This is a genomic window from Achromobacter xylosoxidans A8 (genome assembly GCF_000165835.1).
Classification (GTDB): Bacteria; Pseudomonadota; Gammaproteobacteria; order Burkholderiales; family Burkholderiaceae_B; genus Achromobacter; species Achromobacter xylosoxidans_B.
Genome location: NC_014640.1, coordinates 6017210 through 6044183, shown reverse-complemented (window position 1 = coordinate 6044183; position 26974 = coordinate 6017210). Strand labels below are relative to the sequence as shown.

The following is a 26974-nucleotide window of genomic DNA, read 5'->3' as shown; positions in this document are numbered from 1 at the left end:
GCCCGATCCGCAAGATGCAATACCGTCCGTTCTCCGACGACACCCGCTATCCCGAGATCTCTCCATGTCGCGCGCCCTAGACACCCATACCGACTTCATTCCCCGCCACATCGGCCCCTCCGACGCCGACCAGGCCGCCATGCTCGCCGTCATCGGCAGCGCCAGCCTGGACGCTCTGATCGAAGAAGTCGTGCCGCCCAAGATCCGCAGCCAGGCCCCGCTGGCGCTGCCTGCCTCGCGCAGCGAAACCGACGTGCTGGCCGAGCTGAAGCAGATCGCCGGCCGCAACAAGGTCTACCGCAACTACATCGGCCAGGGGTACTACGGCACGCAAACGCCCAACGTGGTGTTGCGCAACATTCTTGAGAATCCCGCCTGGTACACGGCCTACACGCCTTACCAGCCTGAGATCTCCCAGGGTCGCCTCGAAGCCCTGCTGAACTACCAGACCATGGTCGCCGACCTGACCGGGCTGGACATTTCCAACGCTTCGTTGCTGGACGAAAGCACCGCCGCCGCCGAAGCCATGACGCTGGCGCGCCGCAGCGCCAAGTCGAAGAGCCCGGTGTTCTTCATTTCGCGCCACGTGCATCCCCAGACCATCGAAGTCGTGCGCACGCGCGCCGAAGGCCTGGACATCGAGATCGCCATCGGCGACGAGGCCGAGGGCCTGCCCGAGTGCTTCGGCGTGCTGCTGCAGTACCCGCACAGCACTGGCTCGGTGGCCGACTACCGCAAGCTGGCCGAGGCCGCGCACGCGCAAGGCGCCATCGTGGCCGTTGCGACCGACCTGCTGGCGCTGGCCCTGCTGGCCGCGCCGGGCGAATGGGGCGCGGACATCGCCATCGGTTCGGCCCAGCGTTTCGGCGTGCCGTTCGGTTTTGGCGGCCCGCATGCCGGCTTCATGGCCTGCAAGGACGCCTTCAAGCGCAACATGGCCGGCCGCTTGGTCGGCGTGTCCAAGGACGCGCAGGGCAACCCCGCGATGCGCCTGGCGCTGCAAACGCGCGAGCAGCACATCCGCCGCGAGAAAGCCACCTCCAACATCTGCACCGCGCAAGTGCTGCTGGCCGTCATGGCTGGCATGTACGCGGTATGGCACGGCCCGGCCGGCATCCGCCGCATCGCCGAGCGCGTGCAGCGCAGCACCGCCATCCTGCGCGCCGAGCTGGTCAAGCTGGGCGTGAAGGTGGCCAACGACACCTTCTTCGACACGCTGCTGCTGGAGACCGGCGCGGCTACCCCGGCCATCCTGACCGCGGCCGATTGCGAGCGCATCAACCTGCGCCGCGTCGACGGCGCACGCCTGGCGGTTTCCCTGGACGAGACCGTCACCGTGGCTGACCTGCAGGCGCTGGTCAATGTCTTCGCTGCCGGCCTGGAGCGCGACGACGTCGAGCTCGACATCGACGCGCTGGACGCGGCCGCCGCTAGCGGCATTCCTGCCGGCGTGGCGCGCGCAAGCGCGATCCTGACGCATCCGGTGTTCTCCAGCGTGCAGTCCGAAACCGACATGCTGCGCTACCTGCGCAAGCTGGCCGACAAGGACCTGGCGCTGGACCGCACCATGATCCCGCTGGGCTCCTGCACCATGAAGCTCAACGCCACCGCCGAGATGATCCCCATCACCTGGCCCGAATTCGCGCTGATCCACCCGTTTGCGCCCGCTTCGCAAAGCCAGGGCTACAACGAGCTGATCGACCGTCTGTCGGCCGCGCTGTGCGAGATTACCGGCTATGACAACATCAGCCTGCAGCCCAACTCGGGCGCGCAGGGCGAGTACGCGGGCCTCTTGGCCATCCGCGGCTACCACCAGGCCAACGGCCAGCATCAGCGCAACATCTGCCTGATCCCGTCGTCGGCGCACGGCACCAACCCGGCTTCGGCGCAACTGGCCGGCATGGACGTGGTGGTGGTGGCCTCCGACGCCAACGGCAACGTCGATCTGGCCGACCTGCGCGCCAAGATCGAACAGGTCGGCGACAAGCTGGCTGCCCTGATGATTACGTATCCGTCGACCCACGGCGTGTTCGAGGAAGCCGTCACCGAGATCTGCGATCTGGTGCACCAGGCCGGCGGCCAGGTCTACCTGGATGGCGCCAACATGAACGCGATGGTGGGCGTGGCCCAGCCGGGCAAGTTCGGTTCGGACGTGTCCCACCTGAACCTGCACAAGACCTTCTGCATTCCGCATGGCGGCGGCGGCCCCGGCGTCGGTCCGGTGGCGGTGCGCGCGCACCTGGCGCCCTACCTGCCGGGCGTGGTGAACGAGCAGGGCAAGCTGCCCGGCGACGCCAAGGTCGGCCCCGTGTCGGCCGCTCCGTTCGGTTCTGCCGGCATCCTGCCCATTCCGTTCGTGTACATCTCGCTGATGGGCGCCGACGGCCTGCGCCGCGCCACCGAAGTCGCGATCCTGAACGCCAACTACATTGCCACCCGCCTGCGCGACCACTATCCGGTCCTGTACGCGGGCCGCAATGGCCGCGTGGCGCACGAGTGCATCCTGGACGTGCGTCCGCTCAAGGAAACCAGCGGCATCAGCGCCGAAGACATCGCCAAGCGCCTGATGGACTACGGTTTCCATGCGCCCACCATGAGCTTCCCGGTGGCCGGCACGCTGATGGTCGAGCCGACCGAATCGGAAGGCGTGGCCGAACTGGACCGCTTCATTGAGGCGATGATCTCGATCCGCGAGGAAATCGCCCAGGTCGAGCGCGGCGAGCGCGATGCGGAAGACAACGTCCTGAAGAACGCGCCGCACACCGCGCAGATGCTGCTGGCCGAGGAATGGCTGCACGACTATCCGCGCCAGCAAGCCGCCTATCCGGTGGCCTCGCTGCGCGACGCCAAGTACTGGCCGCCGGTTGCCCGCGTGGACAATGCCTACGGCGACCGCAACCTGGTGTGCGCCTGCCTGCCGATCGAAGCCTACGCGTAAGCGCGGACCGCAAGGCCCGGCGCCAGCCGGGCCTGGGCAAAAAAAATCCCCCATCCGAAAGATGGGGGATTTTTTCGTCCTGCGTCGGTTGAAATTTACTTCGCCGGCGCGGCCTTGCTGGTGACGGCGAAGTCTTCCGCGATGCTGAAGAACGTGTTGAGCATGATCTGCAGGTTTTCCTTGCCGATCCCGCCTTCCGAGTTCATGTCCATCTGCAGCACGGCGCGGTTCTTGTCGTCCAGGTAGGCGCGCGTCCAGCGGTATTCCTGGTTCCAGGCGTTGATGGCCTTGAGCGAGACCGGCTTCTTGCTGCTGTAGGTCGCGGTCACGACGAGGTCATGGCACTTCTCGGTGAAGTCGTTGCACAGGAAGTCGACGCGCAGCTCGCTGGCGCCGGTGTCGCGGGGATCCAGGATCAGGACAGGACCTTCGTCGCCATCCTGCTTGCGCGGGTTGTAGACCATGTCGTCCAGCATGGTCGTTACGGTGTCCACGTCGAAATCCTGCATGTAGCCGGCCGCGGAGGCGGTGTCGGAGGGGGCGGCCAGCTCGGCGCCTTCGGCCGGTTCGCCTTCCTCTTCCATGCCGTCCATGTCGTCGTCCATGCCGGTCGCGCCCAGCAGGCCCGCGAACAGTTCATCGGCGGGGATCTTCTGGCCGTTCAGGTCGCCCATGCCATCGGCGAAGTGGAACTTGCCGATGATGTTGTCGCCGTCGTTCTTGCCGACGTTGAGCATTTCAGCCATGCCGGACATCGAACGCATCTGGTCGTCGGCTTCCTCGGCGGCCTTTTCCGCGGTCAAGCCTTGCTTCTTGACGGCGTACTGCACGATCAGGTCGCGCACCATGGGCTTGGAGATGACCAGGGTGGCATCGATCTGCTTGATGGCCTTGACCATGATCTCCTGGGGAGTCAGATCCTTGACGTTGGGCGGATTGGTCAGGTCCAGCGTGAAGTTCAGCTTGCTTTCGCCCTTGTCGGTCTTCCAGCTGATCGGATCGATGCTGAACGAGGGGTTGCCGTTGAGCAGCTTGCCGGCGTTTTCCAGCACGGCGTCGAACTGTTCGTCCTTCAGGCCTTCGTCGCTGGCGCCCAGCATGTATTGGCGCACGATCTGGTTGTAGGTGTCCGAGAGCTGCTTGATGGCGGCGCCGTCAAGCTTGGCGAGCTTGATCACGGCCTGGCCGTTGCCCAGCGCCACGTCGTTCAGCGTGATGGTGCCGGTCTGGTAGGTGGCTTCGACATTGACGTTCTTGTCGTCTTCGGTCAGCTTGACGCCATAGCCCAGATTGTCCACCGAGACCTTGACGTCATCACCGGGGCGGGTGACGTCGATGCGCTTGAGCTTGACGCTCGAATCGCCGACGGACAGGCCGAACTTGCCCATGCGGCTGTTGACGTCCATGGTCAGGCCGGACAGCAGCATCTTGACGGGGTCATCCGACTTTTCGCCGTCCACCGACAGCGTTTCGACCAGGGCGTGCGCCGTGACGGCCTGCAGCGCGCGGTCGAAGGTGCCGTTGATCACCATGCCGCTGAAGTTGACGGCATTGCCGTCGTGCGTGATCTGCACGGGGGCGATATTGGCGGTGGAGGTGGCGAAGCCGCCGAAATTGATGACCGTGTCCGCGCTCAGGGGCGCTACGCCCTTGGTCAGCTCGAACAGTTCCTTGATGTTGTCGGTCTTGGCGAGCTCGGCGTGCGTGAACGCCAGCTTGGGGGCGATGGCGCCGCGCGCCAGGGCGCTCTTGGGGAAGGGGCCGTGTTCGATGGACGCGTCGAATTCGATCATGCCCTTGGGCAGGTCCTCGCCGAGCTTGTCGCCGTTGACCAGCGACACGCCATAGCGCGCCTGCGTCGAGAACAGGCCGCGTTCGTACTTCAGCTGATCGATGCGCAGACCGAACAGAGGGGTGATCTTGGCCAGTTTCTCGTTGGCTTCGGCCAGATGGCGCTGCGAGCTTTCCTCGATGCGCTTGCCGGTGTACCACGTGGCCCCGACCCAGCTTCCCGCTCCCACTATGACCACGCCGAGGGTGATCGCTACGCTCTTTTTCATCGTTCTGCTTGTATCGTTGATTGTCGAGTCATATCCGGTGACAGGCGGCTGCTTGTGGCCGCTGGACCCTGTTGCTGGCGTCCGCCATCGGAATACGCGCATTCATCGGCCTGTAAGGCCCGCGGCGAGTATACCGAGGCCGGTGGTCATGTGACCGCGCTCGCAGTTACAGAAGATTTCAAAATGAAAGCCGGCGCGTGTGCGCCGGCTTTTCCAGGGCAAAGGCCTGGGTCGCGGACTACATCTGATCCAGGGGATAGATCGGGCGGCGCACGTGCTGGAAATCGAGCTGGCCGTAATCCGAGGTGGTAACGCCCACGCCAGTGCATTCAATCACTTGCGTGGCCATGTCGGAGAAGCCCGCGCGCCAGTGCACCCGGCTCTTGAGCACGACGTAGCGCTTTTGTAGCGGATCGATGCCGGCCGACAGCAGGCAATTGATGTCGAAGGGCTCCTGGTGGCGCGACACGACCACGATCTCCACGCGGCCGGTATCGATCACGACGGTCAGGCCGGTGTCGTTGCGTACGCCGCGGTACATGGGGCCGCGGTTCAGGTAGACGCCGTCGAACACCAGCTTGACGCGGCCGGTGATTTCCAGCGGTTCGCTGGGTTCCTTGATGGCGGGCATGGCCATCTTGCCGCCGAGCTTGATCGTGATGGTCTGGCCTACGCCGGCCGTTGCCGCCTGCTGCGCCGCCTGCGGGTCGCAGATGGCGTAGAAGACCACGTTCTCCAGTTCCTGGCGCAGCACTTCGGCCAGCACGGCGGTGGTGTCCATGGTGCCGCCGGAGCCAGTGTTGTCGTAGTGGTCCAGCAATACGACGGGGCCTTGTTCGATGGTCTTGGCCCGCGCGATGGTGGGCGCCAGCGGTTCGGGGTGGAACACCCAGTCGGCGCGGCCGTTCCAGGCCTGGTCCAGCAGTTCGTCGCGGTAGCGCTGCGCGTCGGCCAGGTTGCCGTCGGTACAGACCACGGCGCTCAGGCCGGCTTCACGGATGTCGGCGTGCGGGAAACCGACGAAGACCGAGGCGGCCAGCACGCCGCCGGCTTCCAGCTCCTTGCAGCGTTCCTGCAGCGGCTTGTTGGGCGCGGCGTGGGTGCCCTGGCACATGATGTGCGGCAGCATGGGCTTGTTGGCCCAGGACATGACGGGCTTGATCTCGCCCTTCAGCGTGCGCGCGATCACGTTCGCGGCGCGCAGGCCCGCCGCGCGGATGTCCACGTGCGGGTAGGTATGGAAGCCGCTGATGACGGTGGCGTGCTTGACGATGTCATCGTAGATGTTGGCGTGCATGTCCAGCGTCACCGCCACCGGCGTGTGCGGATCGATCTCGCGCAGGCGGCGCAGCAGGTCGCCCTCGGCGTCCTCCACGCCTTCGGCGACCATGGCGCCGTGCAGGTCCAGCAGGATGGCGTCATAGCCGCCGCGCTGGACCTCGTCCAGGACCAGCTTGCACAGCCGCTCGTGGGTGTCGGCGCTGGCGGGGCCGCTGGGCCAGGACTCGGCCGCCACCGGCACGACCATCTCGGCGCCCTCGCGGCGCGCCACTTCGATATAGCCGCCCAGGCCGCTGTCGGTATTTTCGTAGGCCTTGATGGCGCGTTCGCCGGCCAGGACTTCGGGATTGCCGCGGAAAAAGCGTTCAAGCGGGGTAGGCACGGGCGAAAACGTATTCGTCTCGTGCTTGATCATTGCCAAAAGCCAACGCATGGGAATTCCTGTGGGTTTGCTGTGGTGGATCGGTCAGGCCGCCCGGGGAGGCTGGGGCCAGGGGTGTTGTTCGGGCCGCATGCTTTCCCAGGCGCGCGCGATGCGCAGCACGCCCAGGTCGTCAAAGCGCGCGCCGGCGATCTGCAGGCCGATGGGCAGGCCCGCCTTGGTATAGCCGCAATTGACGGACGCCGCGGGCTGCTCGCTCATGTTGTAGGGGAGCGTGTAGCCGATGTGGTGCATGGTGGTCGCGACTTCATTGGTGGGCGACGGCCACTCGGCGTTGTAGGCGACGACCGGAGCCACGGGCGAAAGCACGTAGTCGTAGGGCGCGCAGGCCGCGACCGTCTTGGCGCGCACGTTCATGGTTTCGTAATAGCTGCGGAACACGTCCTCGCCGGACTGGCCGCCGCCGCTTTCCGCCCAGGTGCGGATGAAGGGCAGGATCTTGTCGCGGTGTTCCTGGGGCAGGGCTGCCAGGTCTATGGCCGAGCGGGTGCGCCAGAAGCGGTCCACGCCTTCCAGCATGGCGGGCGTCATCCAGGGCTGCATCGGCGTCACGATGGCGCCGGCGGCCTCGAAGGCGCGCGCCGCGGCCTCGACCGCAGCGCGGATTTCGGGGTCCAGGGGCAGGCCGCAGCCGGCGTCCATCAGCAGGCCGATGCGCAGGCCGCGCAGGTCGCGCTCGAGGTCGAGCCAGTCGAAGTCCTGATAGGGCAGGCTCATGTGGTCGCGCGCATCGGGCTGCGACAGCACGCCCATCATGAGCGCCGAGTCGGCGACCGTGCGGGTCATGGGGCCGGCGCAGCGGCCCATGAAGGGCGGATCGATGGGGATGCGGCCCAGGCTGGGCTTGAGGGTGGCGATGCCGCACCAGGCCGCCGGCAGGCGCACGGAGCCGCCGATGTCGGTGCCGATGTGCAGCGGGCCGTAGCCTGCCGCCGCCGCGGCGCCCGCGCCGGCGCTGGAGCCGCCCGGGTTCTTGGACAGATCCCAGGGATTGCGGGTCAGTTCATGGAAGCTGGACAGGCCCGAGGACAGCATGCCGAAGTCGGGCATGGTGGTCTTGCCCAGCAGCACCGCGCCGGCCTCGCGCATGCGGGCGGCCGGCGGCGCATCGGCGGCGGCGGGCTTCAGTTCCGTGGCGGCCGTGCCCAGCGGCACCGGCACGCCGCGCGTGGCAATGTTTTCCTTGATGGTGGCCGGCACGCCATCCAGCGTGTGGCCTCCGGTAGCCAGCGGTTCGCCCTTCATCCAGCGGGCTTCAGAGGCGCGGGCCTGGGCCATCGCGCCATCCGCGTCCAGAGCGTAGGTGGCCTTGAGCCGCGGCTCCCAGCGCGCAATATGGTCCAGCACCGAGCGGGTGACCTCGACGGGCGAGAGCGTCTTGTTGCGGTAGGCCTGGAGCAGTTCCACGGCGGACAGTTCATGCGGTTGCGGCATTTCGGTTCCAGTGTGTGTACAGGCTGCGCGCGTCTCAGGGCGCGGCGGTGTGGCCCAGGCCGGCGGCGACCGGCCGGAAGTTGCGGAAATCCCAGTCGCGTCCGGGGGCGGCGTCGATCAGGGCCCGCGTGTACTCGTGGCGCGGTTCGGTCAGCACGGTTTCGGCGGAGCCGGTCTCGACGACCTTGCCGCGCTGCATCACCATGATGGTGTCGCAGATCTGCGCGGCCACGCGCAGGTCGTGGGTGATGAACAGCACGCCCACGCCGGTGCGCTGGCGCACCTGTTCCAGCAGTTCCAGCACCTGCGCCTGTACCGACACGTCCAGGGCGGAGACGGCCTCGTCGGCCACCAGGACCTCCGGGTCCATGACCAGGGCGCGCGCGATGCAGATGCGTTGGCGCTGGCCGCCGGAGAACTGGTGCGGATAACGGTTCATCGCGTCCGGGCTCAGGCCCACGACGCTCAGCGTTTCGCCGGCGCGCTTCAAGGCCTGCTCGCGGGCCACGCCGAAGTTCAGCAGGCCCTCGATGATGGATTCGCCGACGGTGCGGCGCGGATTCAGCGAGCGGTACGGATCCTGGAACACGATCTGGATGCGGCGGCGCACGGGGCGCAGCGCCGCGCCGGACAGGGTGCTGAGGTCTTCGCCGCCCATCATCATGTGGCCGGCGGTGGGTTCGATCAGGCGCACGATGCAGCGCGCCACGGTGGACTTGCCCGAGCCGGATTCGCCCACGATGCCCAGGATCTCGCCCTTGCGCAGCGTCAGGTTGACGTCGGTGGCCGCGATCACGCTGCGCGCGGTCTGGCGCGAGAACAGCGAACTCTTGGTGCCGTAGGTGCGGCCCAGCCCCTTGACGTGCAGCACCGGCATGCCGGCCGGCGCCTCGCGGCGCGAGGGCACCAGGCTGGGCACGGAGGACACCAGGCGGCGGGTGTAGGACTGCTTGGGTTCGGCCAGGATTTCGTTGCGCGTGCCGCTTTCGATCAGGTCGCCGCGGTTCATCACCACGATGCGGTCGGAGATCTCGGCCACCACGCCGAAGTCGTGCGTGATGAACAACACGGCGGTCTGGTGCTTGACCTGCAGTTCCTTGATGAGCGCCAGGATCTGCTTCTGCGTGGTGACGTCCAGCGCCGTGGTCGGCTCGTCGGCGATCAGCAGCTTGGGTTCCAGGATCAGCGCCATGGCGATGACGATGCGCTGGCGCTGGCCGCCCGACAGCTGATGCGGATAGGCCTCGAAGATGCGTTCGACGTCGGGCAGGTGCACGGAGCGGAACATGTCCAGCACCTTGGCGCGGCGTTCCGCGGCCGACATCTGCTTGCGGTGCAGGCGCAGCACTTCGTCGACCTGCTTGCCCACGGTGTGCACGGGGTTCAGCGCGGTCATGGGCTCCTGGAACACCATGGCCATGCGCGTGGCGCGCATTTCGCGCAGGCGGCGCTGCGTGGCGCTGACCACGTCTTCGCCTTCGACGCGGATGGAACCCGCGCTGACGCCCAGCACGCCGGGCGGCAGCAGGCCCATGACGGCCAGCGAAGTGACGGACTTGCCCGAGCCGGACTCGCCGACCACGCACACGGTTTCGCCGGCGTGCACGTCCAGGCTCAGGTTGCGCACGACGCGGTTGCCGGCGCCGGCGACTTCGACCGAGAGGTTGCGGATGGCCAGGATGGCGGACGAGGTGTCGCCCGCGGGAGGAATGGGAGAGTAGGTCATCGGCATCAGATCCTGCGCACCATTTTCGGGTCCAGCGCGTCGCGCAAGGCGTCGCCCAGGATGTTCACGCTGAGCACGGTCAGCGACAGGAACAGGCCGGGGAACAGGATCAGGCCAGGCAGCATGCGGAAGTACATGCGCCCTTCGGACATGATGTTGCCCCAGGAGGCGATCTCGGGCGGGATGCCCGCGCCCAGGAAGCTCAGGATGGCTTCGGTGAGCATGGCGGAGGCGAAGACGTACGTGCCCTGCACCGTCAGCGGCGCGATCGTGCTGGGCACCATGTGGCGCCACAGCAGCAGCGGCAGCGGCGTGCCCAGGGCCAGCGCCGCTTCGACGTAGGGTTCGCCGCGCACGGTCAGGATCTGGCCGCGCACCAGCCGCACCACCCGCGGAATTTCCGGGATGGTGATGGCCACCAGCACCGTGGTGATGCTGGCGCCCGTGACCGACACCAGGGCGATCGCCAGCAGGATGCCGGGGATGGCCATGATGGCGTCCATGGTGCGCATGATCAGCCCGTCCAGTGAGCGGAACCAGCCCGCGATCACGCCGATGACCAGGCCGAGGGCGACGCTGACCAGCGCCGCGCCCAGGCCTGCAATCAGCGAGATGCGGGCGCCGTAGGCCACGCGCGACCAGACGTCTCGGCCGAACGCGTCAGTGCCCAGCAGGTAATCGGAGAAGGGCGGCTTGAGGCGCGCGCCGGGGTTGATGAAAGTGGGGTCGACGGTGCCCAGCAGCGGCGCGAACAGCGCGATGGCGACGACGGCCACCAGCACGATCAGCGCCAGCATCACGGGCCAGCTTTTGAGCCCCTGCCGGATCTGGCGCCAGGCGGTGGCCTGGGGCGTGCCGCCTCCGGGGAGATCGGCGGCCGCTTGCGCGGCGGCATCGGTTGGCGTTTGCATCGTTAGTACCTGATCCGCGGGTCGAACACCGTGTAGGCGCAATCGACAACCAGATTGATGAACACGTAGACGAACGCGAAGAAGAGCGTCAGGCCCTGGATGACCGGGTAGTCGCGCGCCAGCACGGCTTCCACCACCAGCCGGCCCAGGCCGGGGATGTTGAACACCGATTCGGTCACGACCACGCCGCTGATCAGCAGCGCGATGCCCAGGCCCACCACCGTGGCGATGGGCACCGCGGCGTTGCGCAGGGCATGGCCCAGCAGCACGCCGGTTTCGCCCAGGCCTTTGGAGCGCGCCGTGCGGATGAAGTCCTCGCCCATGACCTCGATGACGCTGGTGCGCGTGATGCGCGCGATCAGTGCCACGTAGACCGTGGACAGGGCCAGCGATGGCAGGATGAGGCGGTGCAGGTAGGGCCAGAAGCCTTTTTCCAGCGGCGTGTAGCCTTGCACGTTGAACCAGCCCAGCTTGATGGCGAAGAGCCAGATCAGCACATAGCCCGTGACGAACACCGGCACCGAGAATCCCAGCACCGAGAAGCCCATGACGGCGCGGTCCAGCAGCTTGCCTTGCCGCCACGCGGCCAGCACGCCCAGCGGGATGGCAACGATCAGCGTGAACACCAGGGTCAGCACCGCCAGGCTGAGCGAGGGTTCAAGGCGTTGGCCGATCAGCTTGGTGACCGGCACGCCCGACATGAGGGACGTGCCCAGGTCGCCTTGCAGGAGCTTGCCGCCCCAGATGAAGAATTGCTTGATGACCGGCTGGTCCAGGCCCATCGTCTGGCGTATCTGTACGATACGCTCGGGCGTGGCGCCATCGCCCGCCATGATGATGGCCGGATCTCCCGGGCTGAAACGCAATATCGCGAAGACCACCACCGCGACCATCACCAGAACGGGGATGGTCGCGAGGAGCCGGCGTGAGACAAATGCCAGCATGTATTTCCCCCTGAACTACTTGCCCGTCAAGGGGCTTTCTTGACGTTCCAGAACGCGAACACCGGCGCGTGCACCAGGCCCGACAGCTTGGTCGAGTAGACGGTGGGCACGGACATCTGGCCCAGCGGCACGTACAGGCCTTCATCGATGCCGATGCGCTGCACTTCCTCGGCGATTTTCTTCTGTTCCGCGGGGTCGGAGGTCAGCGCCATCTTGGTGCGCAGTTCCTCGATCTGCGGGAAGTCGGGCCAGCCGAACCAGGCGTTGTCGCCGTTGGCCGCGGCCGGCGCGGAACGGACCGGGTCCATCACGTCGGTGGCGTACCAGTTGGTGTTGTGGATGTTCCAGCCGCCTTCGGCGGGCGCGGCCTTCGAGGCGCGGCGGGTGGCCACGCTCTGCCAATCCATCGCGGCGAGGTTGACGTTGAAACCGGCCTTGCGCAGCGCCTGGGCCATCACCACCGGTTGGGCCGACAGGGTGCCGACGTCGGTCGCGTGCATGACCAGGATGGGCGTGTTGTCGTAGCCGGCTTCCTTCAGCAGCGCCTTGGCCTTTTCGATGTTGGACGGCACCACCATGTCCTTGCCGATGTCGCTTTCCAGCGGCGTGCCGCAGCCCCACAGCGAGGCGCAGGTCTTCCAGTACTTGGGATTACCGACCAGCGCCTTCATCACGTCTTCCTGGCCGATGGCGTACATCGCGGCCTGGCGGACCTTCTTGTTGTTGAACGGCGGGTACTTGAAGTTGAAGCGGTACATCGTGAAGTAGCCGACCGGGCTGAGCGACTCTTCCTTCAGATCCTTGTTGCCTTCGATCATCGGCAGCAGATCGTAGGGGAACTGTTCGACGAAGTCGATCTCGCCGCCCAACAATGCGTTGGCGGTGGTCAGCGCGTCGGGCATGACGTCCCACTCGACCTTGTCGACGTTGACGACCTTGCCGCCGGCCAGGCCGCTGGCGGGTTCCTTGCGCGGCACGTAGTCGGCGTTCTTGGCGTAGACCGTCTTCACGCCGGGCTTGAATTCGATGACCTTGAACGGACCCGAACCGGTCATGTCGGTGATGGGCTGGCCGATGGCCTGTTCGGCGATGCGCTTGGGCATCATGAAGGGCGCGGTGCCGGTGGGCTTGGACAGGGCGCGCAGAGCCAGGTCCGTGGGTTCCTTCATGACGATGCGGAAGTTCTTGTCGTCGATGACCTCGATCTTGTCGGTGAACTTCAGCAGGGTGCGGCCCATGCCGTCGCCGGCGGCCCAGCGCTTGATCGAAGCGACGCAGTCCTCGGAGGTCACCGGCTTGCCGTCATGCCACTTCTGGCCGTCGCGCAAGGTCATGGTGTAGGTTTTGCCGTCGGGCGAGACTTCCCACTTTTCCAGCATCTGCGGCTGGATCTTGTTGTCCGCGTCGGTGGCCAGCAGGGTGTCGTAAATCATGTAGCCGTGCCACGTCGTGATGTACGCGGTGGTGGCATGCGGATCGGTCAGTCGCAGAGGCGAATGCATTACCGTCTTGATGACGGTCTCGGCGTAGGCGCCGTGAGCCATCATCAGGGTGGCGCCGGCCAGCGCGGCCGCTCGGACGTACTTCAGCATGAATGTTCCCCTTGATGCGTAGTGAGCGGCGCCATCGCGCCGCTGCGTCGTTGATCCGCCGCGCTGGGGCGGCGTGCGAGCTTCAGGCGGTAGCGGGCCTGTCCGAAAAGACGGGTCCGCAAGGCGCCATTCTGATGCCGGGACGCAACCGTGTCCATGGTTGTTTTGCCGCATCCATCAGCATGGAACCGGGGGCCGCGCACACCAGGATCGTCTGGGCGATGCCGGTAAAATCGGCGCGGAAGTGCGCGGAACTCTTGACCACCAGGATCGCGGCGCGTTGCGGCTCCACGCCGGCGAAACGGAACATTTCCTGGTCCGCCATCTGCACCTTGTTCGACGCGACGATGATGCGCACCCCGCCTACGCGCAGGCAGGCGCTGGGACCCAGGTCCATATGGAAGCCGCGATAGAAAGCGCCATGCGTATCGAAGCGTCCATCCGACGTTTTCTCGACGATGAACTCGCTGTCCAGCGGCTCATCGTCGGGAATACCCGAGTGTCCACCCAATGCAATGCGTACCTTGTTTCCGGTGCCCGCGCGATGGGCCGCCAGCGCCGCCGCAGGGTCCACGATCAGGCCAATGGCGGTGTCGCGCGCATCGTGCCGGATCAGCGCACGCAGCACGCCGGTGGTGTCCGAGCTGCCGCCAGCGCCCGGATTGTCCTGCGCGTCGGCGATGACCACGGGTTTATGCGCGTCGCGCGCCAGGCGCATGGCTTCCTGCACGGCTTCGTCGGGCGTGTAGAGCTTGCCGCCGAAGTCGCGTTCCGCGTTGAGCACGGCGCGTGTCATCTCGTCGGCCGCGGCGTCGGCTTCGACTTGCGTGGCGCCGTAGGCCCACACCGTGGGCGCGCATTCGGGGAAGTCGGCCGCGGGAAAACCCGTGGCGAACGACAGGCTGAGAGCGCCGCGCGCCTCGATGTCGCCCACCATCCGGTACAGGCTGCGCGAGGGTTCGATATCGGTGGACTGCCAGCACAGCGAAATCAGGTAGGGCAGCGCGCGCAGGGCCACGCAGGGCCGCGGCGCGCCGGCCAGACGCGCGGCCAGCAGTTCGGCGGCGCGTTGCCCGGTTTCGGCCATGTCGATGTGCGGATAGGTGCGGTAGCAGATCAGCGCGTCCGCGTGGCGCACCATGGCGCGGGTCACGTTGGCGTGCAGGTCCAGGCTGGCGACGACGGGTACGTCGGGGCCCACCAGCTCGCGCACGCGCCTGAGCAGCTCGCCTTCACCATCGTCCAGATGCTCGGTGACCATGGCGCCATGCAGGTCGAGATAGACGCCGTCCAGCGGCAACGCCAGCGACAGACCCTGCAGGATCATCGCGCTGATGCGTTCGAATGCATCCTTGGTGACCGGCCCCGAGGGGCTGGCCGCCGCCCAGGTGGTGGGCAGCAGCGTGTGCCGTCCCATGGCTTCAATAAATCCCGCCACCGGAATGTTGGCGCCCGCCACCGCCTGGAACATCGCGGGCCCGCTGACCAGCTTGGGCCAGCCACCGCCCTTCTCGGCAAAGTCTTCCCACGCCGCGCGCGAAGGCGCGAACGTATTGGTTTCATGCTGAAAGCCGCCTATCCCGATGCGCATCAGGATCCCCTTGTTGTTTTGATGTGAGGAAAGGCGCGGGCCAAGCCGCGCCCAAGTCAGTTCTACAGTGGCGCCACCGCACCACCAGCCACGCATAAAACAGGCACAACGAAAACAGGAGCAACGAAAACAGGCACAACGCCGCAATCAGGCAAAACGTCCCCCAAGCCGGGTCGCGCGGATCCGGCTCCGCCGGTCCGCAGCGACGCCCCCCTGGGGGGGAAGCGCGCAGCGCTTCGGGGGGGGACCCTCACTCAGCCACTGGCATCGTGAATTCCGCGCCCTTGGCGATGCTGTCCGGCCAGCGCTGCATCACGCTCTTGTAGCGCGAATAGAAGCGGATGCCTTCTTCGCCGTAGGCGTGATGGTCGCCGAACAGCGAACGCTTCCAGCCGCCAAAGGAGTGCCAGGCCATCGGCACGGGAATGGGCACGTTGATGCCGACCATGCCGACCTTGATCTGGCGGGCGAAGGCGCGCGCCACGCCGCCGTCGGACGTGAAGCAGGCCACGCCGTTGCCGAACTCATGGGCGTTGATCAGTGCCACTGCCGAGGCGAAGTCCGGCACGCGCACCACGCACAGCACCGGTCCGAAGATTTCTTCGCGGTAGATGTTCATGGCGGGCTTGACGTTGTCGAACAGCGTGCCGCCGAGGAAGAAGCCCTTTTCGTTGCCCGGCACTTGCAGGCCGCGGCCGTCGGCCACCAGCGTGGCGCCCGCGGCGATGCCGTCCTCGATGTAGCCCAGGACCTTGTTGCGATGCTGCGAGGTGACAAGCGGACCCATTTCGGCGTCGCCCTGCATGCCGTCCTTGACCACCAGCGCCTTGACGCGCGGAGTCAGGCGCTCGACCACCTTGTCGGCCACGTCGCCCACTGCCACCGCCACCGAGATGGCCATGCAGCGCTCGCCGGCCGAGCCGTAGGCCGCGCCCATCAGGGCGTCGGTGACCTGGTCGAGGTCGGCGTCGGGCATGATCACCATGTGGTTCTTGGCGCCGCCCAGCGCCTGCACGCGCTTGCCGCGGCGGGTGCCTTCGGCGTAGATGTATTCGGCGATGGGGGTCGAACCGACAAAGGACAGGGCTTCCACGTCCGGGTGCGCGATCAGCGCGTCCACGGCCTGCTTGTCGCCATGCACGACGTTGAACACGCCTGCGGGCAGGCCGGCCTCTGCCAGCAGTTCAGCCAGGCGCAGCGAGGCCGAGGGATCGCGCTCGGAAGGCTTGAGCACAAAGGTGTTGCCGCAGGCGATGGCGACCGGGAACATCCAGCACGGCACCATCATGGGGAAGTTGAACGGCGTGATGCCGGCCACCACGCCCAGCGCCTGGCGCATGCTCCAGTTGTCGATGCCGCCGCCGATCTGGTCGGAGTACTGGCCCTTCATCAACTGCGGAATGCCGCAGGCGAATTCGACGATTTCGATGCCGCGCGTGACTTCGCCCTTGGCGTCGGAAAAGACCTTGCCGTGTTCGCGCGTGATCAGCTCGGCCAGTTCGTCCTGGTGCTTGTCCAGCAGCGCCTTGAAATTGAACAGGATGCGCGCGCGCTTGAGCGCGGGCGTTTCGGACCAGGCCGGAAAGGCGGCGCGGGCGGCGGCCACGGCCAGCGCCACTTCTTCGTTGGACGCCAGCGGAATGGAGGAGGTGACTTCGCCGGTGGCGGGGTTGAAGCCGTCGGCGTAGCGGTTGCTGCGGCCGTCGTAGTGCTGGCCGTTGATGAAATGGGGGATTTTCTTCATGGGTCGAACGCTCGAATCCGGGGCTTGGAAAAATGCCGGAGGGCGGCCTGGGGCCGCCCTGGCGAGATGCCGCCCCTCGCGGGGCGGCGCAGTATCAGGCGAGTTCTTTCAGTACCTTGCCGATCTGTTCGAAGATCTGGCCGATCTGGGCTTCTTCGATGATCAGCGGGGGCGAGATCGCGATGATGTCACCGGTGTAGCGCACCATCAAGCCGCTGTCGAAGCACTTCTGGAACACTTCGGCGGCACGTGCGCCGGGAGCGCCCGCGCGCGGCGCCAGCTCGATGCCGCAAACCAGGCCCAGGTTGCGCACGTCGATGACGTGCGGCGCGCCCTTCAGGCCGTGGGCGGCTTCCTGGAAGGCGCCGGACAGCTTGCGGGCGCGGCCGAACAGGTCTTCGCGGCGGTAGATGTCCAGCGTGGCCAGGATGGCCGCGGCCGCGAGCGGGTGCGCCGAATAGGTGTAGCCGTGGAAGAACTCGATGCCGCCGGCGGGGCCGTTGACGATGGCGTCATGCACTTCGCGCTTGACCGCGACGGCGCCGGCCGGCACCGCGGCGTTGCTCACGCCCTTGGCCATGGCGATGATGTCCGGCGTGACGCCGAAGAATTCGGATGCCGTGGCGGCGCCCAGGCGGCCGTAGGCGGTGATGACTTCGTCGAAGATCAGCAGGATGCCGTGCTTGGAGGTGATCTCGCGCAGCTTTTCCAGATAGCCCTTGGGCGGAATCAGCACGCCGGTCGAGCCTGCCATGGGTTCGACGATGACCGCGGCGATGGTGGAGGGGTCGTGCAGGGCGACGATGCGCTCGAGTTCATCGGCCAGGTGCGCGCCCCAGGCCGGCTGGCCCTTGGAATAGGCGTTCTGCTCGATGTTGTGGGTGTGCGGCAAATGATCCACGGCGGGCAGCAGCGCGCCGGAGAACGTCTTGCGGTTGGTCGAGATGCCGCCGACCGAAATGCCGCCGAAGCCCACCCCGTGGTAGCCGCGTTCGCGGCCGATCAGGCGGGTGCGCTGGCCTTCGCCGCGGGCGCGGTGATAGGCCAGGGCGATCTTGAGGCAGGTGTCGACGGATTCGGAACCCGAGTTCGTGAAGAAGACCCGGTCCAGGCCCTGGGGCATCATGCCGGCGACGGCGGTGGCGGCTTCGAAGGCCAGCGGGTGGCCCAGCTGGAAGCCTGGCGCGTAGTCCATCACGCCCGCCTGGCGGGAGATCGCGGCGACGATTTCCTCGCGGCCGTGGCCGGCGTTGACGCACCACAGGCCGGCGGTGCCGTCCAGGATCTGGCGGCCGTCGGTCGAGGTGTAGTACATGCCCTTGGCGGTCGCCAGCATGCGCGGATGGGCCTTGAACTGCTTGTTGGCAGTGAAGGGCATCCAGAGGTGGGACAGGTCAGGCAATTCGGCGGGGGCGTTCATGGCGGCTCCAGGGGACGGACAAGCGCTGGACTTGGGCGACGGGTGTGCAGCCAGCGGGATTGAAACGATTCTGGTGCGTCTGGAGGGGAATGAAAATATACGATCCGCGCAAATGCGGCTAACTGTATAGTTATCAGCGACACAACTGTACAGTTAATGCCGTGATCGATTTTCAGCCAAACCGCGCCCGTGGCCGCGGACAGGCGCCGACTCTGGTCGAGCAGCTGGTTGCAGCCATCCTGCGGGCCATCGAAGAACAGACCCTGCGTCCGGGTATGTCCCTACCTTCGGTACGCGAGTTCGCGCGCCTGTACGAGGTCAGCACCTTCACGGTGGCCAGCGCCTATAGCCGCCTGGTATCGCTGGGCTGGCTGGCGGCACGGCCGGGCGCGGGCTATCGGGTCGCGACGCCGGACGCGCCGGCCCGCCCGAGCCAGCCGCCGTCCTGGGAGCCGCCGCGCCTGAACGCCGGCTGGCTGCTGTCGGATATCTTCGCGGACCATTCCATCCCCATCAAATCGGGCTGCGGCTGGCTGCCCGGCGAATGGCTGAACGAAGAGGGGCTGCACATGGCGCTGCGCCACATGGGGCGGGTACCCGCCATGCGCATTGCGAACTACGGCCATCCCTACGGCTATGCGCCGCTGCGCGAGACCATCGCGGCCAGCCTTAGCGCGCAGGGCATGGAGGTCGAGGCCTCGCAGGTCGTGCTGACCCAGGGCGTGACGCACGGGCTGGACATGGTGATACGCACTTTGCTGCGGCCGGGCGACACGGTGGTGGTGGAGCAGCCCGCCTATGCCAACCTGCTGCAGATGTTGCGCCTGGCCGGTATGCGCGCGGTGCCCGTGCCGCGTACCTTGGATGGGCTGGACTGCGAGGCGCTGGAAGCGGTGGTGGCGCGCCACCGGCCGCGGGCCCTGGTCGTCAATACCGCCTTGCAGAATCCGTCGGGCGCCAGCATCAGCATGGCCAATGCCTTCCGCATCCTGCAGGCGGCCGAGCGGCACGGCCTGTGGGTGGTGGAAGACGATATCTCGCGCGAACTCGCGCCCGGCGTGACGCCCATGCTGGCCGCCCTGGACGGGGCGCGGCGCGTGGTCTACCTGGGCGGTTACTCCAAGGTCATCAGTCCGTCGGTGCGGGTGGGCTATGTGGTGGCGCACCGCGATCTGGCGCGCGATATCGCGCGCACCAAGATGGCGGTGGGCCTGACCTCGCCAGAGATCATGGAGCGCATCGTGCACCAGGTCATCCGCGAGGGCCGTTACCGCGCCCACATCGCTCGCACCCGCGAGCGCCTGGCAGAGGCGCATGCGGGCGTGGCCGAACTGATGGCGCAGCACGGCTTCGAGATCTACGGGAGGCCGCAAGGCGGCCTGTTCCTGTGGGCCAAGGTGGGCGGACCATGGCGCGAGCGTGGCGCCAATGGTTTGGCGGAACTGGCGCTCAAGGATGGCATCTGGCTGGCGCCTGGCTCCTATTTCGAGGCCGACGAGGCCGATACCCCCTGGGTGCGCTTCAACGTGGCCTATTCGGAGGCGCCGGCACTCTGGCGCTTCATGCGCAATGCCGGGGCGGCGGCCTGAGTCACTGCCGCTCGTAGGTCACGAAATCGTATTCGTAGCCGTTTTCGGCCGGCTGTGCTTCGCGCGCCGTTTCCTGCCATTGGAAGGCGGGCAGCAGCGGGAAGAAGGCATCGCCTTCGACCTCGGCGCGGACTTCGGTGGCCAGGACGCGCCGGGCCAGGGGCAGGGCCTGCGCGTAGATCTGCGCGCCGCCTATGACAAAGGCCGCGTCGATGTCGCCGCAGGCCTGGATGGCAGCCTCCAGCGATGGGACCACGATGGCGCCCGCGGCGCTGAAATCCGGATTGCGGCTGATCACGATATTGCTGCGGCCGGGCAGCGGCCGGCCCAGCGAGTCCCAGGTCTTGCGGCCCATGATGATGGGATGGCCGAGGGTGCTGCGCTTGAAGTGCGCCAGATCGCCCGGCAGTTTCCAGGGCAGGGCGTTGTCGCGTCCGATGACGCGATTGGCGGAATAGGCGACGATGAGGGTAAGGCTGGCGGGCATGCGGGTCGGGACGGTAGAGGTTCGGCCGGTTGGCTACGGCAAGCGTAGCAAATTTGCGCGGCGGCCTGCGCCGCGCTGGCTGCCTCAGTCGACCGCGTGTTCCAGGAATTCGGTGGCGGGCATGGGTTTGCCCAGCAGGAAGCCCTGCAGTGAATCGCAGCCCAGGCCGGTCAGGAATTTCTGCTGCGCCGGCGTTTCCACGCCTTCGGCCACGATGCGCAGGTTCAGTTGCTGCGCCAGCGCGACGATGGCCGACACGATGGCGGCGTCCTCGTTGTCGTTTTCCAGTTGGTTGACGAAACCGCGGTCGATCTTCAGTTCGGTAGCCGGCAAGCGCTTCAGGTAGAGCAGGCTGGAATAGCCGGTGCCGAAGTCGTCGATGGAAATCGTCACGCCCAGGTTCGACAGGCGCTTGAGTACCGCCAGGCTGGCCTCGGCGTCGCGCATGGCGGTGGATTCGGTCACTTCCAGGGTCAGGCAGGCAGGCGGGACGCCGTGGCGTTCCAGGGCCGAACGCACAGTTTCCACCAGGCTGGCGTGGGCGAACTGCAGGGCCGAAATATTGACGGCGACGGTCCAGTGGCCCTGGCCGGCGTTGATCCATTCCCGCATCTGGCGGCAGGCCTCGTTGATCACCCATTCGCCGATGGACAGGATCAGGCCGGTCTTTTCCGCCGTGGGGATGAACTGGTCCGGGCCCACCAGGCCGCGCGTCGGATGGTTCCAGCGCAGCAGGGCCTCGGCGCCGATGATGGGGCCGGCAGGCGCTTCGTACTTGGGTTGGTAATGCAGGACGAGCTGGTTGCGTTCCTGCGCCAGGCGCAGGTCGTGCAGCAGTTCGATCTGTTCATGCGCGTCGGCGTTCATGGACGGCTCGAAGAAGCTGTAGCCGGTGCCGCCCAGGCGCTTGGCGTGGTACATCGCCGCATCGGCGTTGGTCAGCAGGGCATGCGTATCCTGGCCGTTGTTGGGATAGATGGCGATGCCCACGCTGGAGGTCACCATCACCTCATGTCCGTAGACCGTGACCGGCCGGGCGATGGCGTCGATCAGGCGGTCGGCCACGTTGGCCGCGTCCGTGGGCTCGACCACTTCGCTCAGCACAATGAACTCGTCCCCGCCCAGGCGCGCCACCGTGTCCTGGGTGCGCAGCGTCAGGCGGATGCGCTGCGCCAGGTCGATCAGCAGCGCGTCGCCGGTGTGGTGCCCGTAGGCGTCGTTGACCGCCTTGAAGCCATCCAGATCGAAGAACAGCACCGCGAAGTAACCCTTGCGCCGGGTCGCGCTTTCTATCGCCTGCTCCAGCCGGTCTTCCAGCAGGATGCGGTTGGGCAGTTTGGTCAGCGTGTCGTGCAGCGCCAGTTGCACCAGCTCTTCATTGGCTTCGGCCAGCGAGGACGCCAGGGCCGATGTGCGCGCTTCCAGCCGGTTGTCCAGCACCGCGACCAGCAGGGCGATGGCCAGCACGCTCAAGGTCACCGCTGTGACGGCGATGGCCAGCCAGCCGGCCGAGATGCCGCTATTGGCCGCCATGCAGATGCTGCCGGCGGGGAAGCCGGCGGCGGCCATGCCGGTGTAGTGCATGCCGACGATGGCGATGCCCATGATCACCGCCGCCAGCGGCCGCGACCAGGCCACGCGGGGACCGCCGTGGCGCAGGCGATAGGTGATCCACAGCGCCGCGCCGGAGGCGGCAACGGCAATCACGATGGATAGCGCGAACCACTTGGCGTCGTAGACGATGCCCGGTTCCATGAGCATGGCGGCCATGCCCAGGTAGTGCATGGCTGCGATGCCGGCGCCCATGAGCAGGGCGCCGATCATCAGCCGCCGCCGCGGCAACTCGTCCTTGCTCACGGTCCACAAGGCGAAGGCAGAGCAGCCGATGGCGATGACCAGCGACAGGACAGTCAGGGGTAAGTCATAGCCCATGGCAATGGGCAGGCTGAAGGCCAGCATGCCGACGAAATGCATGGACCAGATGCCCACGCCCATCGCGAAAGCGCCGCCCGCCAGCCAGTAGCGCGCGCTGGGCAACCCGTTCGAGGCCCTGACGCGATTGGCCATGCCCAACGCCGTGTACGACGCCAGGATGGCGACTCCTAGAGATACGAGGACGAGCGAAGGGTTATACGTTCCGACGAGCATTTGTGGGGTCCTGTCCTTGGCGCATACTGCCGCCGCGCGGGCTTCATATCAAATCAATTGGTAGTCTATGGTTGCAAGTCGGTCGCAAGACAAAATCCGGCGGACGACGCTGGTGATGCACGTGCTCTCTTTCTTGAGAAGGGGGCGGCTGAGCAACGCCGGCGGACGGCGCTGCCGGGCGGATTGCCCGGTTTCGCGGCGAGCGACCGGCACGGCCTGGCTGGTGCCGGTCGGAAGCAATGGCGCGCGGGAATTTCTGGACACACGTCCATGGCTAAGGGATGGGTTATACCGAAAACGCGCTTCTAGAAGCTCACCAATCTTCACCTGCCGCCCTGGGTTGCGCAGGCGGGGCGTTTTATACGGCCATGGCGGCGGTGAGGGGGGCGTGATGGGTATAGCCGGACAGCGAGAAGTCGCCCGGTTCCACCTTCTCGAGCCATTCGGGTTCGTAGCGCCCGGTGACCGCGAAATCGGGGATGCGGTCCGACAGGACCAGGGTCGGCGCCTCGTAGGGCTCGCGCGTGAGCTGTTCGCGCAGCATCGGCAGATGGTTCTCGTAGATGTGCGCGTCGCCGATGAAGTAGGTGAACCAGCGCGGTGTGTAGCCGGTCAGCCGGCCGACCAGATGCAGCAGGGCCGCGCCCTCGGTGAGGTTGAACGGCGTGCCCAGACCGACATCGTTGGAGCGGATGTACAGGCACAACGATATTTCGCGGGTCGTCGCGTTCGGCAGGAATTGGTAGAGCAGGTGGCAGGGCGGCAGCGCCATTTCCTCGATCTGCGCCCAGTTCCAGCCATGGAACAGGATGCGGCGGTCGCCGGGACGCTCATGGATGGTGTCCAGGCATTGGCGCAGTTGGTCCACCGCCTTGTAGAGCAGCACCTTAGGCACGCCGCCTTCCTCCAGCTCGGCCACCTGGGCGTAGCCGCGCGACAGGGCGTCGGCGATTTGCGCCGGGCGGCTGGCGTCCAGCATCTTGTAGGCCGGCCACTGGCGCCATTGCACCCCGTAGACCGGCCCCAGGTCGTCGGGTCCTTCGCGGTACGGATTGGCCAGCCACTGGCTGTTTTCGTTGGCGTTCTGGTCCCAGACCTTGCAGCCGAGCTCGCGGAATTCCGCCGCGCTGCGCGAGGCGCGCAGGAAGCCGACCATTTCGCCGATGGCGGACTTGAACGCCAGCTTCTTGGTGGTCACCGCGGGAAAGCCCTTTTGCAGGTCGAAGCGCAGCGATGCGCCCGGCATGCTCAGGGTGCGTATGCCCGTGCGGTTTTCCTGCCACGCGCCGGTGTCCAGGATGGATTGAACGAGGTCCAGGTATTGTTTCATGGCGGTCCTTGCGCACGCTCGCCCGGCGGGTGACGCAAACAGCCGCCGCGAGTGGGTCGCGGCGGCTCTTATAAGTTAGGGATAGACGAATTACACCACGCGGGCGCGGTTCAGGCGGCGGCGGGCGCTTCCTGCGTGTCGACGATCTCGACCGAGAAGGTCAGCGCCGCGGTTTTTTCCAGCATGGCCGAGGCCGAGCAGTATTTCTCATGCGACAGCTGCACCGCGCGCTCCACCGCGGCGCGCGGCAGATTGCGGCCGGTGACGGTGAAGGCGAAATGGATGCGGGTGAAGACTTTGGGGTCGGCATCGGCGCGATCGGCCTGGAGCTTGACGCTGCAGCCGCTGACGGCGTGGCGTCCGCGCTTGAGGATCAGCACCACGTCGTACGCAGTGCAGCCGCCGGTGCCGGCCAGCAGCATTTCCATGGGGCGGGGGGCGAGGTTGTGCCCCCCGCCGTCCACGGCGCCGTCCATGACGGCCACGTGGCCGCTGCCGGTGCTGGCGGTGAAGAGCATGCCGTTCGGGCCGCCCCAGTCGATCGTGCATTCCATTTGTCGTGTCCTTGAGCTTGAGCGCTGTCAATGGCTGATGATACCTGTTGCGTACAATTCCGGGCATGAGAGCCCCGCCCCGCATCAGGGGCGTGCGCGCCTGCCTTGCCGAGGAGTTGCCCATGTCCACCGCTCTGTCCCGCCCCAGCCCCGTTTCCTTCCTGCGCCGCATCAGCCCCGTGGATGCCTTGCTGGCCGAGGCTGACCGCGCGTTGCGCGTGCTGTCCGGCAGCGCCACGGCTGGCCGCCCCTATCCGGCCACCGCCGACGAGGCGCCGCAGGCCCTGTCGGCCCAGGAAAAACGCCACGCGGCCGGGCTGATGCGCGTGAACCATGTGGGCGAGGTCTGCGCCCAGGCGCTGTACCGGGGACAGGCCTCGGTCTGCCGCGAACCGGCGCCGCGGGCGCTGCTGCTGAATGCCGCGTCCGAGGAAGTTGATCACCTGGCCTGGTGCAATCAGCGGCTGACCGAACTGGGCAGCCGTCCCAGTCTGCTGAACCCGGTCTGGTACGCCGGTTCGTTCGCGCTGGGCGTGCTGGCCAGCTATGCCGGCGTGCCGCGCAACCTGGGTTTCATGGCGGAAACCGAAAAGCAGGTCGAAGCGCATCTGGAAGAACACCTGCGCACCTTGCCGGTGCAGGACGAGCGCTCGCGCCAGATCGTCCAGAAGATGAAAGAGGACGAGGCGCAGCATCGCGCCAGCGCGGAAGCGGCCGGAGGCGTACCGCTGCCAGCCCCGGTGAAAGCTGCAATGCGCGCCATGTCCAAGGTCATGACGACCACGGCCTACTGGGTTTGAACGGCTCGGCAGGTAAAATGTTGCAATGCGCAAAAATAGCTGCAAGTTGGTGCCGGGCGCACCATTTCGGTGCGAAAGCCAGAGCGGGATTACCCGGTGCTGGCTAGGGTAAGCCCCGGGCGGGTTTACCCATTCGGCAGAAACCCTGTTTTTGGAACGGACATTGATTGACGCGGGTTTCCAGGCAGGTGCATCAGGTTTTGCGGCAAAAATGCAACGCAAGAAATCTCTCGTGCGGCAGGCTAAAAAAATTCTTGCATCGCACAAAAAACCTCGGTACTATTCACTCATCGGATGTTGAAACGCAGTCGGCGCGGTGCAAAACCCCGGAAGCGTAGCGAGCGGCAGGCCAGCTCCCAACATGCCACGGTTGTCTCCTCCACCCTCCTCCTTTGGTGGATTTAGCCCGAGATCTTACGATCTCGGGCTTTTTTTTCGACATTTCAAATGCGTCCCCATTTAAGTGGGGCGAAGCATGGGCCATACGCTTGCGCGGCGGTTCCGTCATAGGGGGATCTTCGCGTTTTCCCTCGGATTTTTCGCGTGCGTACAGACGGAAAGTTCTACAATCATTTCATGAACCCCCTATTTCCGCGCCTATGCGGTTTCGCCTTGCCGGTCCAGTCAGATGGCGAGCCGGGCGCGGCCACGACGGCAAGGCGCCAGGCGTTACGTTCTGTGCCGGTGAATTGCACTTCCTTATTCCTCCCATATATGGGCGTTACACCTGCCCCCGATAATGGCGGGCCTGTCTCGATAGACCAACCAGAGGTGATTCGGTGACCTGGCTGTACATTTGCGTGGTCGCATTCATGGTGGGGGGACTCATCGTGGCGTCGGAGCGCTGGCATGGCGCCTTTACCGGCGACAGCGACCTCAATAAACCCCAAGCCAACCATTCCCGCGCCACGCCCCGCGTTGGCGGTCTGGCCGTGCTTGCGGGCACGCTGGCGGGCCTGCTGGTCCTCGGACCCAGCAACATGACGCTGACTTGGCTGTGGCCCGCGCTGTTCGTCGCGGCGCTGCCTGTGTTCGTCGCCGGCCTGCTCGAAGACATCACCAAGGACATCGGCGCCAGCAAGCGCCTGCTCGCGGCCTTCCTGTCGGCCGCGATCGCCTGGTGGCTGCTGGGCGGCGTCAGCCGCGTCGGCATGGCGCCGGTGGATTACGTGCTGTCCTTCTGGCCGGTGTCGCTGCTGTTCACCATGTTCGCGGTGGGCGGCTGTACGCATGCGCTGAATATCGTTGATGGCATGAACGGCCTGGCAGGCATGGTGGCCACGCTGATGGCCGTATCGATCAGCCTGGTGGCGCTGCAGGTAGGCGACGTGCCGATTTTCCTGGTGGCGGCGGCCCTGGCCTCGGCCACGTTGGGCTTCCTGGTGTGGAATTTCCCGTTCGGGCGCGTGTTCCTGGGCGACGGCGGCGCGTACTTCCTGGGCTTCATGCTGGCCGAACTGGCAGTATTGCTGGTAGTGCGCAATCCCTCGGTATCGCCGTTCTATGCCCTGGCGGTGCTGTTCTACCCCGTCTTTGAAACCGGCTTCTCGATCTGGCGCCGCCGTTTCAAGCGTGGCGTGCCGGTGGATCAGCCGGATGCGCTGCACTTGCATCAGCTGGTGTTCCGCCGCCTGGTCCGGGTCACGTTCAGCCGGGGCCGGCGGCATGCGGTGCCGGCCTTGTGCAATGCGCTGGCCTCGCCTTACATGTGGGTGCTGGCCCTGATCGGCCTGGTGCCCGCCACCATCTGGTGGGACAACGCCTGGGCGCTGTGCGCCAGCCTGGTGGTGTTCGCCGCCGTCTATATCTGGCTGTATTCGCGGCTGGTGTCCTGGCGGCGGCCGGGCTGGCTGCTGCTGCCCTCCGTTTTGCGGACTTCCGATTAGTTTTGGGCGCCCGGGCAAGCATGCCGCCCGGGGCCCGGTTATCTATCCTGTTACCCGACTATTTTTGAAAATGCCGTAGTCGTTCTGCGGCGAAGGG

At 66.4% G+C, this 26974-nt stretch carries 18 protein-coding genes; 4 read left to right on the top strand and 14 right to left on the bottom strand.

Going from position 1 to position 26974, the window contains the following annotated elements:
* Positions 1–64: 64 nt before the first annotated feature.
* Positions 65–2938: an aminomethyl-transferring glycine dehydrogenase gene (gene gcvP, locus AXYL_RS27895; RefSeq protein WP_013396232.1), complete on the top strand. Its 2874-nt coding sequence runs from the start codon at positions 65–67 to the stop codon at positions 2936–2938.
* A gap of 95 nt (positions 2939–3033) precedes the next feature.
* Here the strand turns inward: gcvP and AXYL_RS27890 are convergent, their stop codons facing one another.
* The 10 genes from AXYL_RS27890 to AXYL_RS27845 form a co-directional block, all read right to left on the bottom strand.
* Positions 3034–4998, bottom strand: a complete 1965-nt coding sequence (locus AXYL_RS27890) for a DUF945 family protein (protein ID WP_013396231.1) — start codon at positions 4996–4998, stop codon at positions 3034–3036.
* Between the two features lie 238 nt (positions 4999–5236).
* Entirely contained in the window at positions 5237–6712 is a 1476-nt protein-coding gene (locus tag AXYL_RS27885) for a M81 family metallopeptidase (protein WP_013396230.1), read from the bottom strand.
* Between the two features lie 33 nt (positions 6713–6745).
* Positions 6746–8155, bottom strand: a complete 1410-nt coding sequence (locus tag AXYL_RS27880; RefSeq protein ID WP_013396229.1) for an amidase — start codon at positions 8153–8155, stop codon at positions 6746–6748.
* Between the two features lie 34 nt (positions 8156–8189).
* Positions 8190–9881, bottom strand: a complete 1692-nt coding sequence (locus AXYL_RS27875; RefSeq protein ID WP_049797960.1) for an ABC transporter ATP-binding protein — start codon at positions 9879–9881, stop codon at positions 8190–8192.
* A gap of 5 nt (positions 9882–9886) precedes the next feature.
* Positions 9887–10792: an ABC transporter permease gene (locus AXYL_RS27870; protein ID WP_013396227.1), complete on the bottom strand. Its 906-nt coding sequence runs from the start codon at positions 10790–10792 to the stop codon at positions 9887–9889.
* Between the two features lie 2 nt (positions 10793–10794).
* Positions 10795–11736 (bottom strand): ABC transporter permease, encoded by a 942-nt coding sequence (locus tag AXYL_RS27865; protein ID WP_013396226.1) that lies wholly within the window; start codon positions 11734–11736, stop codon positions 10795–10797.
* 26 nt (positions 11737–11762) lie between these two features.
* Positions 11763–13328, bottom strand: coding sequence for an ABC transporter substrate-binding protein (locus AXYL_RS27860; RefSeq protein WP_013396225.1), 1566 nt, complete (start codon positions 13326–13328; stop codon positions 11763–11765).
* Between the two features lie 82 nt (positions 13329–13410).
* The gene (locus AXYL_RS27855) at positions 13411–14919 is read right to left on the bottom strand and encodes a M81 family metallopeptidase (RefSeq protein ID WP_013396224.1); all 1509 of its coding nucleotides are present in this window, start codon (positions 14917–14919) and stop codon (positions 13411–13413) included.
* A 250-nt stretch (positions 14920–15169) separates the two neighbouring features.
* The gene (locus AXYL_RS27850; RefSeq protein ID WP_013396223.1) at positions 15170–16663 is read right to left on the bottom strand and encodes a CoA-acylating methylmalonate-semialdehyde dehydrogenase; all 1494 of its coding nucleotides are present in this window, start codon (positions 16661–16663) and stop codon (positions 15170–15172) included.
* 94 nt (positions 16664–16757) lie between these two features.
* Complete coding sequence (locus tag AXYL_RS27845; protein WP_013396222.1) at positions 16758–18083, bottom strand: aspartate aminotransferase family protein; 1326 nt, start codon at positions 18081–18083, stop codon at positions 16758–16760.
* 161 nt (positions 18084–18244) lie between these two features.
* Between AXYL_RS27845 and AXYL_RS27840 the strand changes: the two genes are divergently transcribed.
* Positions 18245–19672, top strand: coding sequence for a PLP-dependent aminotransferase family protein (locus AXYL_RS27840; RefSeq protein WP_013396221.1), 1428 nt, complete (start codon positions 18245–18247; stop codon positions 19670–19672).
* Between the two features lies 1 nt (position 19673).
* On the opposite strand, the gene AXYL_RS27835 is transcribed toward AXYL_RS27840, so the two are convergent.
* The 4 genes from AXYL_RS27835 to AXYL_RS27820 form a co-directional block, all read right to left on the bottom strand.
* Complete coding sequence (locus AXYL_RS27835) at positions 19674–20159, bottom strand: dihydrofolate reductase (protein ID WP_013396220.1); 486 nt, start codon at positions 20157–20159, stop codon at positions 19674–19676.
* Between the two features lie 84 nt (positions 20160–20243).
* Positions 20244–22307 (bottom strand): putative bifunctional diguanylate cyclase/phosphodiesterase, encoded by a 2064-nt coding sequence (locus AXYL_RS27830; protein ID WP_013396219.1) that lies wholly within the window; start codon positions 22305–22307, stop codon positions 20244–20246.
* A gap of 358 nt (positions 22308–22665) precedes the next feature.
* Entirely contained in the window at positions 22666–23637 is a 972-nt protein-coding gene (locus AXYL_RS27825) for a thymidylate synthase (protein ID WP_013396218.1), read from the bottom strand.
* Between the two features lie 110 nt (positions 23638–23747).
* Complete coding sequence (locus tag AXYL_RS27820) at positions 23748–24191, bottom strand: OsmC family protein (protein WP_013396217.1); 444 nt, start codon at positions 24189–24191, stop codon at positions 23748–23750.
* 122 nt (positions 24192–24313) lie between these two features.
* On the opposite strand from AXYL_RS27820, the gene coq7 reads away from it, so the two are divergent.
* Both coq7 and AXYL_RS27810 read left to right on the top strand, forming a co-directional pair.
* Positions 24314–24991 carry a 2-polyprenyl-3-methyl-6-methoxy-1,4-benzoquinone monooxygenase gene (gene coq7 / locus AXYL_RS27815; protein ID WP_013396216.1) on the top strand — a complete coding sequence of 226 codons (678 nt, stop codon included), beginning with the start codon at positions 24314–24316 and terminating at the stop codon, positions 24989–24991.
* A 779-nt stretch (positions 24992–25770) separates the two neighbouring features.
* Positions 25771–26877: an MraY family glycosyltransferase gene (locus tag AXYL_RS27810; RefSeq protein ID WP_013396215.1), complete on the top strand. Its 1107-nt coding sequence runs from the start codon at positions 25771–25773 to the stop codon at positions 26875–26877.
* Positions 26878–26974 lie beyond the last annotated feature (97 nt).